We start from the raw sequence: 14,618 nt of genomic DNA, 5'->3' as shown, positions 1-14,618 counted from the left end.
GTGACCAGATAGCCGGCCCGCCGGCGTGACCAAATAGCCGGCCCGCCGGCGTGACCAACCAGCCGGCCCGCCGAAGTGGTCAGCGCGCCTTCCGGATTCGGCGTCGGTCCGCCCATAGACTTCCTTGCTCGGACAGCAAGGAGGGCCCTGGGACCGTGACAGCCGTGAGTGCGGCGCCGATCCGTGTGGGGCCGCGTCGGTACGTGGGCCCGGGCCAGGCCATTCCCGCCCTCGACGGCGTGCGGGCGATCGCGGTCGCACTGGTGCTCGCCGACCACGGCGGCGTCCCCGGCCTGTCGGGTGGCTTCCTCGGCGTCGACGTCTTCTTCGTCCTCAGCGGATTTCTGATCACCTCGCTGCTGCTCGACGAGGTCGGACGGACCGGCCGGATCGGGCTGAAGGGCTTCTGGATCCGCCGGGCCCGCCGGCTGCTGCCCGCGCTGCTGGTGATGGTGCTGGCCGTGGTGGCGCTGCGCGAACTGTTCTCCGAGGAGTCCACCGCCAACCTGCGCGAGGACGCCGTCGCCGCGTTCTTCTGGATGTCGAACTGGGTGTTCGTCGCCCAGCACACCGACTACTTCTCCCAGGGGGCGCCGCCCTCGCCGCTGCAGCACACCTGGTCGCTGGCCGTGGAGGAGCAGTTCTACGTGCTGTGGCCGCTGCTGATCGCGGCCGTCCTCGCCGGGCTGGCCGCGCTGGCGTATCGGCGCGGCGTGCCGCTGTCGCAGCGGGTGGTGCGCACCGCGGTGTTCGTGCTGGCCGCCGGCGGCGTCGTCGCATCCGCGACGGCCACGTTCTTCCTCAGCTCCGACGCGACGCTCAACCGCGTCTACTTCGGCACCGACACCCGGGTCCAGGCGCTCCTCGTCGGCGCGGCCGCCGCCGCGCTGGTGGTGCGCGATTGGCGCGGCCTGACGGCGGGCCTGGTGATCTTCCGGTCGCGCTGGGCCCGCTGGGTGGCCTGGTCGCTGCCGGCGGTCGGGCTCGTGGTGCTGTTCAGCGCCGCCCGGATGGCCACAGGCAGCGCCGCGGAGTTCCGGAGCGGACTGCTGATCGTGGTCGCGCTGGCGGCGGTGCTGGTCATCGCGCCGGTGGCGTTGGCCCAGGACGGTCCGGTCGCGCGGCTGCTGTCGGCGGGCCCGCTGGTCGGGCTCGGCGCGATCTCCTACGGGGTGTACCTGTGGCACTGGCCGATCTTCCTGGTGCTCAACGGGGAACGCACCGGCATCGAGGGCTGGGAGTTGTTCGCGCTGCGGTGCGCGGCGACGGTCGCCGTGGCGGCGGTGTCGTGGTGGCTGATCGAGCAGCCGATCCGCGAATGGCGGCCGGCGTTCGTGCCGATGCTTCCGCTGGCGGCGGCGACGGCCGCGACCGCCGCAGTGGTGACGATGACGGTGCTGCCGGTTCGGATGGTGCCCGCGACGCCGGAGCCGGGCCCCGAGGTCGACATCGCGGCGCTGGTCGGGGCGGAGGTGCCGGTCGAGGTGACGCGGGCGCCGCGACCGAGCGCCCCCGGTGACCTACGCGTGGCGGTGTTCGGCGACTCGATCGCGTGGACGCTGATGCGGTACCTGCCCGAGACGCCGGGCCTGGACTTCGCCGACTACACGACGATCGGGTGTGGCATCGCGCGCGGTGGACCCTACGAGTACGTCGGCCAGGAACTCCCGCAGAAACCCGAGTGCGACGAGTGGCCCGCGCGGTGGGCGCAGCGCGTCGGGCACGAGAAGCCCGACGTGGTGCTGCTGATGGTCGGCCGGTGGGAGGTGGTCGACCGGATGATGGAGGGGCAGTGGACCCACATCGGCGAGGCCGGCTACGACGCCTACCTGCGCGGTGAGCTCAACCGCGCCCTGGACATCCTGGGCTCGACGGGTGCGCGGGTGGTCGTGACGACCGAGCCGTACAACAGGCGGGCCGAGAAACCGGACGGCAGCCTGTATCCCGAGGATCAGCCCAAGCGCGTCGAGACCTGGAACGCGCTGCTGCGCAGCGTCGTCGACAAGCGGCCCAACGCCACAGTGCTCGACCTGAACAAGAAGCTCAGCCCCAACGGCTACTACCAGACCAGGGTCGACGGCATCAGGGTGCGCAGTGACGGCGTGCACCCGACGCCCGAGGCCGTGGAGTGGCTGACGCCGTGGCTGGTCGATGCCCTCAAACCCGAGTGATTCGGGTGTAGTTGGTCACGCTGAGGTTGACCAAGTACACCGAAATCGCTACTTGCCGAGGCGGCCGCGGCCGAGGCGGAGCAGCAGCATCGCGAGGTTCTTGCCCTCGTCGCCGAGCACGCTGTAGCGCTCGATGACCTTCATCTCGCGGCTGTGCACCAGGCGGGTGCCGCCCGAGGCCATCCGCGCCTTGCCGATCAACTGCGACACCTCGGTGCGGCGCTGAACGGCCTCAAGGATCGCCGCGTCGAGGCGGTCGATCTCCTCGCGCAGCTCATCGATGTCATTCGCCTCGGATGAGCCAGAAGATCCCGTGGTTTCCATCGTCGTCATCTTGTTCTCCAGATTCTCGTTGTGTGAAAGTCCTGGTCCCGTCCGGTTTCGGGCCTCACACAAGAGACGAGCCCCGGATCCGGAAGCGGACCGCGGGGCTCTGGGAAGCAGCTAGACCACGGGCACCGCTGGCCGGTACCCGTAGAAAAATCGGCGATGAGCCCCTCGGGCGAAGAGCAAATGGCCAAGCTGCGCTTTGAGCACCCAATGAGTGTGCCACCACCAGCCGTGGCAGCGCAAAGAGTGTCCCTGCACAGCGGTAAGTTTGGTAACGATATGACTTCCCTCTCCGTGTCTGCTGGGCCTACCGGCACCGATGAGCTCCTCGACGGGCTCAACCCGCAGCAGCGCCAGGCCGTGCTGCACCAGGGCACCCCGCTGCTGATCGTCGCGGGGGCCGGGTCGGGCAAGACGGCGGTGCTGACCCGACGCATCGCCTACCTGCTGGCCGCCCGCGACGTCGGGGTGGGCCAGGTGCTGGCCATCACGTTCACCAACAAGGCCGCCGCCGAGATGCGCGAACGGGTGGTGTCACTCGTGGGTCCCCGGGCCAGGAACATGTGGGTGTCGACGTTCCATTCGACCTGTGTGCGGATCCTGCGCAACCAGGCCTCGCTGCTGCCCGGGCTGAACTCGAACTTCTCCATCTACGACGCCGACGACTCCCGCCGCCTGCTGCTGATGATCGGCAAGGACATGGGGCTGGACACCAAGCGGCACTCGCCCCGGCTGCTGGCCAACGGCATCTCCAACCTGAAGAACGAGCTGATCGGTCCCGAGCAGGCCGCCGCCGAGGCGTCCGAAGCCGAGGATGACCTGGCCCGCATCATCGCCAGCGTCTACGCCGAGTACCAGCGCAGGCTGCGCGCGGCCAACGCGCTGGACTTCGACGACCTGATCGGCGAGACCGTGGCCGTGTTGCAGGCGTTTCCGCAGATCGCCCAGTACTACCGGCGCCGCTTCCGGCACATCCTGGTCGACGAGTATCAGGACACCAACCATGCGCAGTACGTGCTGGTGCGTGAGTTGGTCGGAACCGAAACCGTCGACGGGGTCCCGCCGGCCGAGCTGTGCGTCGTCGGTGACGCGGACCAGTCGATCTATGCGTTCCGCGGCGCCACGATCCGCAACATCGAGGATTTCGAGCGCGACTTCCCCAACGCCACAACGATTCTGCTGGAACAGAACTACCGCTCCACCCAGACCATCCTCAACGCCGCGAACTCGGTGATCGCCCGCAACGTCGGCAGGCGCGACAAGCGGCTGTGGACCGACGCCGGCGAGGGTGAGCTGATCGTCGGCTACGTCGCCGACAACGAGCACGACGAGGCCCGCTTCGTCGCGCAGGAGATCGACGCGCTGTCCGACGCCGTCGCCGATTTCTCCTACAACGACGTCGCGGTGTTCTACCGCACGAACAACTCCTCGCGCGCCATCGAGGAGGTGTTCATCCGGGCCGGTATCCCGTACAAGGTGGTCGGGGGAGTGCGCTTCTACGAGCGCAGGGAGATCCGCGACATCGTGGCCTACCTGCGGGTGCTCGACAACCCGGGCGACTCGGTGAGCATGCGGCGCATCCTCAACACCCCGCGCCGCGGGATCGGCGACCGCGCCGAGGCCTGTGTGGCGGTGTACGCCGAGACCACCGGGGCCAACTTCAACGACGCGCTCGCGGCCGCCGCCGAGGGCAAGGTGCCGATGCTCAACACCCGGTCGGAGAAGGCCATCAAGGGTTTCGTCGAGCTGCTCGACGAACTGCGCGGTGGGCTCGACGGTGAACTCGGCGACCTCGTCGAAACCGTGCTGGACCGCACCGGCTACCGCGCCGAGCTGGAAGCCTCAAGCGATCCGCAGGATCTGGCCAGGCTCGACAACCTGAACGAATTGGTCAGCGTCGCACACGAATTCAGCATCGACCTGGCCAACGCCAAGGCACTGGCCAGTGAAGAGGGAGCCGAGCCGCAGGACGAGGACGTGCCCGACACCGGAGTCCTTGCCGCTTTCCTGGAGCGGGTGTCCCTGGTCGCCGACGCCGACGACATTCCCGAACACGGGGCGGGCGTCGTCACCATGATGACGCTGCACACCGCCAAGGGGCTGGAGTTCCCGGTCGTCTTCGTCACCGGCTGGGAGGACGGCATGTTCCCGCACATGCGCGCGCTCGGTGATCCCGGCGAGCTGTCCGAGGAACGCCGACTGGCCTACGTCGGCATCACCCGCGCCCGTCAGCGCCTCTATCTCAGCCGCGCCAAGGTGCGGTCGTCGTGGGGGCAGCCCATGCTGAACCCGGAATCGCGGTTCCTGCGCGAGATCCCTCAGGAGCTCATCGACTGGCGTCGCACCGAGCAGCCGTCGTCGTTCTCGGCGCCGGTCGGCAACGCCGGTCGGTACGGCGCCCCGCGTCCGTCACCGACGCGTCCGGCGGCCGGGAAGCGGCCGCTGATCGTGCTCGAACCCGGGGACCGCGTCACCCACGACAAGTACGGCCTGGGCCGGGTCGAGGAAGTGTCCGGGGCCGGCGAATCGGCGATGTCGCTGATCGACTTCGGCAGCGCGGGGCGCGTCAAGCTGATGCACAACCACGCGCCCGTCAGCAAGCTCTAAGCGGACCGGCTCCAGCGCGCGGTGGCGGGCAGCGCGGCCAGCACGATCGACGCCGCCGGAAGCAGCGGCATCGCGTAGACCAGTGCGGGCAGGTTCGCGCCCGCGACGAACAGGCTCGCGAAGATGAGCAGGGCGATCACCGCGCCGACGACGACGAGCAGGCGCGCGGTGCGGCGGCGCAGCAGCAGTGCGATCAGCCCGCTGATCGACGCCGCCGCCGACACCGCCGCGAGGAATCCCATCGCGACACAGAACAGCGGGTCGGTAGCCCACCACCCGGTGATCAGGTCGGTGGCGATGACGGTGGTCGCCCACCCGGACAGGATGCTCGTGACGGCGGTGGCGATGGCCGACTTCGGGTCGGCGCGGGCTGCGCGGGGCGGTCCGACGGCGACCGGCTGGGCGCGCGGGACGATCTGGGTGACGGGCTCCGAGGTGGGCGCGGAGGGCGCAGCGCCGGTGTTCAGCGGCGCTCGCCGCAGGATCCGGGTCTCTTCGGTGGAATCAGAGGACTCGTCGGCCACTCAGCCAACGTAGCCGCCGGGGGTGAGCCCCCGCTTGGCCAACCATCCGACGGGGTCGACACGGTCGGTGCCGTTGAGGTGCACCTCGAAGTGGCAGTGCGGTCCGGTCGAGTTGCCGGTGTTGCCCATCTTGGCGATCTGGTCGCCGGCCATGACCCGCTCGCCGACGTTGACCAGAACGGAGCTGTTGTGGCCGTACAGGGTCACGGTGCCGTCGGCGTGACGCAGCTTGACCAGGTTTCCGTATCCGCCCTCGGGCCCCGCGGCGATGACGACGCCGTCGGCCGCGGCCAGGATCGGGGTACCGATCGCGTTGGCGATGTCGATGCCGGCGTGCAGCACGCCCCACCGGTAGCCGAAGCCGGACGTCCACACGCCCGTGGTCGGCATCGCGAACTGTGGCTTCGTCAGCCTGGCCTCGCGCTCGGCGCGTTCCTGCGCGAACGCCGCCGCCTTGGTGATCTCCTCGGCGTGCACCGTGGAGTTCGCCGCGGGCGCGACGGTGACGATCTGCATGCCGTCCGTCGAACCGGCGATCACGGTGCTGTCGCCCAGCGTGGTGTGGTCGGAGGCGAGGACGGTCTCGGCGGGCGCTTTCGCCGTGCCGTTGGTCATCGTGTACGCGCCTGCCGCGGTTGCTCCGACCGCCATCGCGGCCACCACCAACCGGCCCTTGACCGGCACCTCGGCCTTGCGGTGCAGGCCGGTTCGGCCGCGCATGTCGATGATGTCCGTCTTTGCTGTGCCGTCGCTGACGTCGGTGTGACTGTCCCGATAGGCCCGCCCCGACGGCCGGCGATCGGCACGCGGCGCGGCGCGGAACTCGCTCGGCACCGCCAGTTGCAACGGGGTGAGGTCGTCGGTGTCGTGCAGATCGTCGAGTTCGGGAGCGTGGATGACCTGGGTGTCGCGGTCAAAAGCCGCGTGCGGCAAGAACTCTAGATCGCTGAGATCGCCGAACTCGTTGAACGGGATGATGTCGGTGACTTCGGTGGGACCAGGCGCCGCGAGGACCTCGATAGAGCGAGGCAGTCGATGCTGAGGCAACCTGAACAATCCTTGTCGTCGTGATCAGACCGTTATCTAGACCAATGGACGTTAACCAAATTCCAATCAGAGTGGCAACCCAAGCGCCTATTCCGCCGCTGAATGTGACTTGAATCACTGAGGTGCCGGCGGTGAGATCGACCACATGAACGGTAGGCGGTGACAACGGTCGCGGCTCGGGTCGATAAAGTTCCCCGGAGCCCGTCGGGCCGTACTTCTAGCCGCTCACAGACAGGGATGTTCCGGAGTCCATGGACCTCTTCGAGTATCAGGCGAAAGAGCTGTTCGCCAAGCACAACGTTCCCACCACCCCCGGCCGGGTGACCGAATCCGCCGAGGATGCCAAAGCGATCGCCGAGGAAATCGGCAAGCCTGTCATGGTCAAGGCGCAGGTCAAGGTCGGCGGCCGCGGCAAGGCCGGCGGCGTCAAGTACGCGGCCACCCCCGAGGACGCGCTGACCCACGCGCAGAACATCCTGGGCCTGGACATCAAGGGCCACATCGTCAAGAAGCTGCTGGTCGCCGAGGCCAGTGACATCGCCGAGGAGTACTACATCTCCTTCCTGCTCGACCGCGCCAATCGCACCTACCTGGCGATGTGCTCGGTCGAGGGCGGCATGGAGATCGAAGAGGTCGCCGCCACCAAGCCCGAGCGGCTGGCCAAGGTGCCCGTCGACGCGGTCAAGGGTGTCGACGAGGCGTTCGCACGCGAGATCGCCGAGAAGGGCCACCTGCCCGCCGAGGTGCTCGACGCCGCCGCGGTGACGATCGCCAAGCTGTGGGAGGTCTTCGTCAAGGAGGACGCCACGCTGGTCGAGGTGAACCCCCTGGTGCGTACGCCCGACGATCAGATCCTGGCGCTGGACGGCAAGGTCACCCTCGACGCCAACGCAGACTTCCGGCAGCCCGGCCACGCCGAGTTCGAGGACAAGGACGCCACGGATCCCCTCGAGCTCAAGGCCAAGGAGAACGACCTCAACTACGTCAAGCTCGACGGTGCCGTCGGCATCATCGGCAACGGCGCCGGCCTGGTCATGTCGACGCTGGACGTGGTCGCCTACGCCGGCGAGAAGCACGGCGGCGTGAAGCCGGCCAACTTCCTCGACATCGGTGGCGGCGCGTCGGCCGAGGTGATGGCCGCGGGCCTGGACGTCATCCTCAATGACAGCCAGGTCAAGAGCGTGTTCGTCAACGTGTTCGGCGGCATCACCGCGTGCGACGCGGTGGCCAACGGCATCGTCAAGGCCCTGGAGATCCTCGGCGACGAGGCCAACAAGCCGCTCGTGGTGCGTCTCGACGGCAACAACGTCGAAGAGGGTCGCCGCATCCTGTCCGAGGCCAACCATCCGCTGGTCATCCAGGCCGACACCATGGACTCCGGCGCCGACAAGGCCGCCGAGCTGGCGAACAAGTAAGGGAACAACAAGATGTCTATCTTCCTGAACAAGGACAGCAAGGTCATCGTCCAGGGCATCACCGGCGGCGAGGGCACCAAGCACACCAAGCTGATGCTCAAGGCCGGCACCCAGATCGTGGGCGGCGTGAACGCGCGCAAGGCCGGCACGACCGTCAAGCACGAAGACAAGGACGGCAACGAGGTCGAACTCCCGGTGTTCGCCTCGGTCGCCGAGGCGATGAAGGAGACCGGCGCCGACGTGTCGATCGCGTTCGTGCCGCCGGCGTTCTCCAAGGACGCCATCATCGAGGCCATCGACGCCGAGATCCCGCTGCTGGTGGTCATCACCGAGGGCATCCCGGTGCAGGACACCGCGTACGCGTGGGCCTATAACGTCGACAAGGGGCAGAAGACCCGCATCATCGGCCCCAACTGCCCGGGCATCATCACCCCCGGCGAGTCGCTGGTCGGCATCACGCCGAACAACATCACCGGCAAGGGCCCGATCGGCCTGGTGTCCAAGTCGGGCACGCTGACCTACCAGATGATGTACGAGCTGCGGGATCTCGGCTTCTCCACCGCCATCGGCATCGGCGGCGACCCGGTCATCGGCACCACCCACATCGACGCCATCGAGGCGTTCGAGAAGGACCCCGAGACCAAGATCATCGTGATGATCGGCGAGATCGGCGGCGACGCCGAGGAGCGCGCGGCCGACTACATCAAGGCCAACGTCTCCAAGCCGGTCGTCGGCTACGTCGCGGGCTTCACCGCTCCGGAGGGCAAGACCATGGGCCACGCCGGCGCCATCGTGTCGGGCTCGTCGGGCACCGCGGCCGCCAAGAAGGAGGCCCTGGAGGCCGCCGGTGTGAAGGTCGGCAAGACCCCGTCGGAGACCGCCAAGCTGGCCCGCGAGATCCTCGCCGGGTTGTAAGCCAGGCACCCACACCGCACGTCTCACCGCGAGCGCGCGTGTTTGTACGCGACACACCGTCGCAACCCGTACAGACGCGCGCGCTCGCGCTGTATCTCAGCCGCCGCGGTACTGCAGGTAGCTGCGCAGCAGCGGGTCGGTGAGGTCGTACCAGGACGTGCGCCGATCACCGGCGGCCTTCGACGACGTCACCCAGCCCTCGGCGGCCAGCCGCCCGAGTGCCGCCGACGCGGATTGATTCGAAACCCCCACGGCCTCGGCGAGTTCGGACACCGAACGGGGTTCCGAACCCCGGGCCAGCTCGACGACCAGACGCTGTTCGCCCGCGGGCAGCTGCCACAGCCGCTGCTGGTATTGCGGTGCGAGACGGTCGAGCAGGGCGTTGACGGCGGGCGTGACCGCGTCGAGGCTGGGCGCGTCGGCGCATTCGGCGAGCAGATGCCACATCCGTGGGGTGCTGCCGATGATCTTGTGCACGGCCGCGACCCGGGCCCGGCCGTCCGGGGACTGGAGGAACCTGTGGAAGTCGGTGTCACCGCGTCGCCGCGCCGCGCCGCGCAGCAATTCGCCGGCGTCCTGCGCCGTCAGCTCCGGCAACGTCTCGATCATGAACGAGCCGTACCACGGGTACTCCCGCGACGAGACACCGGGAAACAGCTCCGGCGATGTCCCGAGAACCAGTACGGTCGTCGAGGTTTCGACCCACGCCCGCAGGCTGCCCTGCCCTGTCGCGCCGATGGCGTCGAACACGCGGTCCAGGTTCTCGATCGCCAGCAGGATCATCCTGCCCGCGGCGGCCTCGATGATTGCCGCTTCGATGCCCACCGGGTCCCGCGCGCGGCGCAGCTGCCGTGCCTGCTCGGCCACCTGCGGCCCGATCGCGCGCGCCGCCTCGACGAGCAGGTCGGCATAGGAGCCGATCGCCAGCGAATCCTCCGAAACCATCACCGGCAGAACATGTCTCGCTGTTGCCGCATCGGAAAGCGTGCGGCCGAGAACGACACGCAGCGTATGTGTCTTGCCCGCCCCGCGGGGCGCCACCAGTAGCGTATGGGGCCGGGAGCCGTCGCGCGCCGATGATCGGATGCGCTGGGTCAACGTGTCCAGCAGGTCGGTGCGTCCGACGGTCAGGGCTTCCAGCGCGGCGGTGTCCGACGCCGACGGGGTGAACAGTGCGGGCCGGGTCACCGCCGCATGGCCTTCCATGCCCGCTGCAACAGCGGAGAGGCGAACCCATCGGTGTCGCCGGTGCGCACCAGATAGTGGTCCAGCGTGAGCCTTTCGATGAAAGACACCAGCTGTGCCCGGTCACCGATCGGGCTGCCCTCGCTGCGCAGACGCATCAGCACGGTGTCGACGCCCACCTGCCCTGCGGCGTGGGCGTAGATGTCGAGCAACCCGGCGATCGCGGGCGCGTCGGCGCCGTAGTAGTGCGGCAACCGATCCCGGTAGTGTCGCAGATCCCAAGGGTCGTAAGGGCTTTCGATGGCATCCAGTACCAGCAGGTCGATCAGCTCCGGATACGGGGCCACCTGGGTGTCCTGCCACGACTTGCGGGCCGCGGCCACCAGGTGCTGGATGTAGTAGGGCACGTTCTCGGCGGCCGCCGCGATCGCCGCGGCGACCTCGTGCCGGTCGGTGGTCGGGACGCCGCTGCCCAGCAGCAGGCACTCGGCGAGGTAGGTCGCATGGTCGGAGCGAATGGGCCCGACGGCGATCTTCGGGATGTCGTTGACGGTGCTGGGCGCGTCGGCCGACACGTGGTGAAAGCCGATGGACCCCGAGAGCACCGTGGCCACCCGGCCCGGATTCTCCTGGCGGACCCGGCGCAGCAGATGCAGGAAGGTGTCCCCGGACCCGGGCGAGGCGCGCTCCAGATTGCGTGCCAACACACTGACCTCGTCGATGAACAGCGCCAGGATGCGGCTGCCTGCCCGCCGGACGGCACGGTCGAGCAGGTCGTCGAGGGTCGCCGCGGCGCGGCTGTCCCGTTCCAGCCGGACGGGTCCCGCGGTCAGGGTGAGGCGGATCCGGGCGAGTTCCTGGGCCCATGCCGGGTCGAGGCGGGCCAGTTCGGAGATCAACGCGGCGACGAACTCGGCGTAGGTCTCGCGTTCGGCGCTGACCGAGACGACGACGGCGCCGCTGTCGGCCGCCATCCGCTGCACCAGCCGGGCCAGGGACGTCTTGCCGTGCCTGCGGTCGCCGACCAGGACCGCGCCGGAGTTCGGCAGCGAGGCGAGGACCTCGTTGGATTCCCGCACCCTGCCGACGACGTCCTCGACGGGCACGACGCCGCCGACGACGAGGGACATGGGCCGCGGTTCCCAGTTCACCACCAGAGTGTACGTCAAAACAGATGTACATCAGAGCTGTTGTACGTCATGGTCGTCGTATCTGACCGGGGGTGGAACTTCTGCAACGTGTTCTATTAGCCTTTCGAAGTATCTGAGAGGACGGGTACATGGCAGTGGATCCACGGACGCCGGTCATCGTCGGCGTGGGGCAGTTCACCGAGCGCATCGACGACCCCGCATATCGCGGCATGTCGGCAGTCGAACTGGCGACCGCCGCGGTGCAGGCCGCGCTCGTCGACACCGGCGCCGACGCCGCCGTGGTGGCCGCCGCGATCGACACGGTGTTCGGCCTCCGGCAGTTCGAGATCTCGGGCCCGATGCCGGCGACGCTGGGGAAGTCGAACAACTATCCGCGGTCGGTGATGAAGCGGGTCGGCGGCGACCCGGCGCGGGTGGTGCTCGAGCCCGTCGGCGGGCAGGGCCCGCAGAAGCTCGTCACCGAGGCCGGCAACCTGATCGTCGCGGGTGACGCCGACGTCGTGATGATCATGGGCTCGGAGCCCGGGTCGACGGCCAAATACTTCGCGGGCAGGGACGACAAGCCGGACTTCACCGAGCACGTCGACGGACAGCTCGAGGACCGCGGCCACCAGATCTACAACTACATCGACGAATACACCGTTACCCACGGGCTCACCGGCGCCCCCGTGCAGTACGGACTGCTGGACAACGCGAGGCGCTCCCGCCTCGGTCTCGGCGTCGGGCCGTATCGCCACCTGATGGCCGAGCTTTTCGCGCCCATGTCGAAAGTGGCTGCCAAGAACCCCTTCTCGGCGTCCCTGGTCGAGCGCTCGGTCGAAGAGGTGGAGACGGTCACCGGCGAGAACCGGATGATCTGTGACCCGTATCCGCGGTTCCTGGTCGCGCGCGACACCGTCAACCAGGGTGCGGCCGCGGTGCTCACCTCCGTGGAGGCCGCGCGCAAACTCGGTGTGCCCGAGGAGAAGTGGGTGTACCTGCACGGCCACTCCGATCTCGTCGAGCAGGCCCTGCTGGAGCGGGTGGATCTCGGGGCGAGTCCCGCGGCCGTCGCGGCGGCTCACGAAGCGCTGCGGGTCGCCGGCCTCGGTGTCGACGATATCGCCACCTTCGACCTCTACAGCTGCTTCCCGTTCCCGGTGTTCGTCATCTGTGAGGCACTCGGCTTGTCGGCCGACGACCCGCGCGGCCTGACGCTGACCGGAGGGTTGCCCTATTTCGGCGGACCCGGCAACAGCTACTCCCTGCACGGCATCGCCGAAACGGTCGCCCAGATGCGGGACAGGCCAGGGCAATTCGGCTTCGTCGGGGCCAACGGCGGCATCATGAGCAAGTACTCCGTCGGTATCTATTCGACCGAGCCGGTCGGCTGGCGCACGTCGCGCAGTGCGGAGTTGACCGCGGAGGTGGCCGAGCGGCCCAGGGTCGCGGTGACGAAGTCACCCGAAGGGGCTGCAACGATCGAGACGTACTCGGTGCGCCACGACTGGCCGGTGCGCACCGGGATCATCGTCGGGCGGCTGGACGCCGACGGTTCCCGGTTCATGGCCACCAGCGAAGACGCCGACCTGGTGGCGCTGATGACCGAGGCAGACCCGCTGGGCGCCAACATCACCGTCACGCCGACCGACAACGGCAACCGGGCGGTACTGCGCTAGAACAGTTCCACCGACGACGGGGTCAGCACGAACCCGTCCTGGCCGATGCGGCACGCGACGGTGCCCTCGTCGTCGACCCCGCATTCGGCGGCGCCCTTGCTCGCGGTCACCTTGTGGAACGGCGGCAACACCGGCGGAGTGTCCCGGGGGAGACCGTCGTCGACGACGGCGACCACCGTCGCCGCCTGGCCGAACAGTGTGGTGACCTCCCAGAGTCCTGGACCCTGCGCGGCGATGGGCCCGCGGCAGCTCACCGATTCGAACTGCGGTTCCGGGTACGCGTTGCTGCTGCAGATCAATCCGCTCGGCGTGGAGAACGAAAAACCCTGCACCCGAGGCACATCGGTCTGCTCGAACTGGTCGAAGCTCTCGGTGTAGCCGGACAGATCGGGGAAGTCGACACCGGGCGGCGGATCCGCGGGCGGAGTGTCCGTCGGGGGAGCGGTCTCCGTGCTAACGGAAGCCGGCGCGGGTTGCTTCTCCATCGAGCATCCCGCGACCAGTGCCGCGGTCGCCAGCGCGATGAGCGGGATCGTGACTCGCATAGCGCATCTCCGTCGAAAGATCAGGTCAGGGCGCCGAGCTTTCCGGCCAGGCGTTCCACATAGGCGGCCACGTCGGCCTCGGACTTGTCCGGCAGGCCGAACAGGACTTCGGTGACACCGATCTCGCGCCAGTGGGCGAGCTTCTCGGGGTCGGGCTTGAAGTCCAGCGCCACAATCTGAGGGGCGCCGTCGCGTCCCGCCGCGGCCCAGGTGTCCTGCAGCAGCTTGACCGGCTCGTCGATGGTGAAGTCGCGCGGGGTGGTGATCCAGCCGTCGGCGGACTTGGCGATCCACTTGAAGTTCTTCTCGGTGCCCGCGGCGCCGACCAGAACGGGAATGTGGGCCTGCACCGGCTTGGGCCAGGCCCAGGACGGACCGAACTTGACGAACTCGCCGTCGAATTCGGCCTCCTCCTGGGTCCACAGGGCGCGCATGGCCTCCAGGTACTCGCGCAACATCGTCCGGCGACGTCCGGGTGGGACGTTGTGGTCGGCCAGTTCGTCGGTGTTCCAGCCGAACCCGACACCGAGGGAGACGCGGCCGCCGGACAGATGGTCGAGGGTGGCGATGGACTTGGCCAGCGTGATCGGGTCGTGTTCGACGGGCAGCGCCACCGCGGTGGACAACCGCACCCGCGAGGTGACCGCGGCGGCGGTCCCCAGCGAGACCCACGGGTCGAGGGTGCGCATGTAGCGGTCATCGGGCAGCGATTCGTCGCCGGTGGTGGGGTGGGCGGCCTGGCGCTTGATCGGGATGTGGGTGTGCTCGGGCACGTAGAACGTCTCGAACCCGTGCTCGTCGGCCAGCTTGGCGGCCGCCGCCGGTGTGATCCCGCGGTCCGAGGTGAACAGCACCAACCCATAGTTCATACCGAGAATTAGAACGTGTTCCAATCCGTGGCCGCAAGGGGGGCCGGGTGCAGGCGCCCGGCAGTGCCGCCGTGACCGGCCCCGCCGGTGCTCACCGAGACGGCGCCGACGTCGGCGCGCGGCCGCTTGACCTGCGGTGACGCTCGATGGCGTAACGCGACGGAGAGCCGCGACGAAGGACACTGCAATAACGCGATTTCG

General features: G+C 68.6%; 12 protein-coding genes. 5 read left to right on the top strand and 7 right to left on the bottom strand.

The genetic code is table 11. The features are described from left to right. The first annotated feature begins 155 nt into the window (after positions 1-155). Complete coding sequence (locus BN976_RS12940; RefSeq protein ID WP_011782021.1) at positions 156-2,171, top strand: acyltransferase family protein; 2,016 nt, start codon at positions 156-158, stop codon at positions 2,169-2,171. A 48-nt stretch (positions 2,172-2,219) separates the two neighbouring features. Here BN976_RS12940 and BN976_RS12935 read toward each other — a convergent pair whose 3' ends face one another. Then, a complete protein-coding gene (locus tag BN976_RS12935) occupies positions 2,220-2,516 on the bottom strand; it encodes a chorismate mutase (RefSeq protein ID WP_264000104.1) in 297 nt (98 codons plus the stop codon). A gap of 264 nt (positions 2,517-2,780) precedes the next feature. Between BN976_RS12935 and pcrA the strand changes: the two genes are divergently transcribed. Next, the gene (gene pcrA, locus BN976_RS12930; RefSeq protein WP_011782019.1) at positions 2,781-5,108 is read left to right on the top strand and encodes a DNA helicase PcrA; all 2,328 of its coding nucleotides are present in this window, start codon (positions 2,781-2,783) and stop codon (positions 5,106-5,108) included. Here the strand turns inward: pcrA and BN976_RS12925 are convergent. Both BN976_RS12925 and BN976_RS12920 read right to left on the bottom strand, forming a co-directional pair. Next, on the bottom strand, positions 5,105-5,632 hold the full coding sequence (locus BN976_RS12925; RefSeq protein WP_011782018.1) for a hypothetical protein: 528 nt from the start codon (positions 5,630-5,632) through the stop codon (positions 5,105-5,107). The genes pcrA and BN976_RS12925 overlap by 4 nt on opposite strands. Then, on the bottom strand, positions 5,633-6,679 hold the full coding sequence (locus BN976_RS12920; protein WP_011782017.1) for a M23 family metallopeptidase: 1,047 nt from the start codon (positions 6,677-6,679) through the stop codon (positions 5,633-5,635). It lies immediately after the preceding gene. Positions 6,680-6,930: 251 nt separating this feature from the next. On the opposite strand from BN976_RS12920, the gene sucC reads away from it, so the two are divergent. Beyond that, complete coding sequence (sucC, locus tag BN976_RS12915; protein ID WP_011782016.1) at positions 6,931-8,094, top strand: ADP-forming succinate--CoA ligase subunit beta; 1,164 nt, start codon at positions 6,931-6,933, stop codon at positions 8,092-8,094. Positions 8,095-8,106: 12 nt separating this feature from the next. Next, positions 8,107-9,009 (top strand): succinate--CoA ligase subunit alpha, encoded by a 903-nt coding sequence (gene sucD, locus BN976_RS12910; RefSeq protein ID WP_011782015.1) that lies wholly within the window; start codon positions 8,107-8,109, stop codon positions 9,007-9,009. Between the two features lie 96 nt (positions 9,010-9,105). Here sucD and BN976_RS12905 read toward each other — a convergent pair whose 3' ends face one another. Together BN976_RS12905 and BN976_RS12900 are read right to left on the bottom strand one after the other, a co-directional pair. After that, positions 9,106-10,215: a MarR family transcriptional regulator gene (locus BN976_RS12905; protein WP_036371102.1), complete on the bottom strand. Its 1,110-nt coding sequence runs from the start codon at positions 10,213-10,215 to the stop codon at positions 9,106-9,108. Next, the gene (locus tag BN976_RS12900) at positions 10,194-11,324 is read right to left on the bottom strand and encodes an ATP-binding protein (RefSeq protein ID WP_011782013.1); all 1,131 of its coding nucleotides are present in this window, start codon (positions 11,322-11,324) and stop codon (positions 10,194-10,196) included. The genes BN976_RS12905 and BN976_RS12900 overlap by 22 nt, the downstream gene beginning before the upstream one ends. 149 nt (positions 11,325-11,473) lie before the next feature. Here BN976_RS12900 and BN976_RS12895 point away from each other — a divergent pair, with 149 nt between their 5' ends. Beyond that, positions 11,474-13,003 carry an acetyl-CoA acetyltransferase gene (locus tag BN976_RS12895; RefSeq protein ID WP_011782012.1) on the top strand — a complete coding sequence of 510 codons (1,530 nt, stop codon included), beginning with the start codon at positions 11,474-11,476 and terminating at the stop codon, positions 13,001-13,003. Here the strand turns inward: BN976_RS12895 and BN976_RS12890 are convergent. Further along, positions 13,000-13,548, bottom strand: coding sequence for a hypothetical protein (locus tag BN976_RS12890; RefSeq protein ID WP_011782011.1), 549 nt, complete (start codon positions 13,546-13,548; stop codon positions 13,000-13,002). The genes BN976_RS12895 and BN976_RS12890 overlap by 4 nt on opposite strands. A 20-nt stretch (positions 13,549-13,568) precedes the next feature. Next, entirely contained in the window at positions 13,569-14,417 is an 849-nt protein-coding gene (locus tag BN976_RS12885) for an LLM class F420-dependent oxidoreductase (protein ID WP_011782010.1), read from the bottom strand. Between the last annotated feature and the right edge of the window lie 201 nt (positions 14,418-14,618).

It is taken from the genome of Mycolicibacterium austroafricanum, from assembly GCF_000612725.1.
In the GTDB taxonomy this organism is placed as follows: Bacteria; Actinomycetota; Actinomycetes; order Mycobacteriales; family Mycobacteriaceae; genus Mycobacterium; species Mycobacterium austroafricanum.
This window is presented reverse-complemented; position numbering and strand designations above follow the sequence as displayed.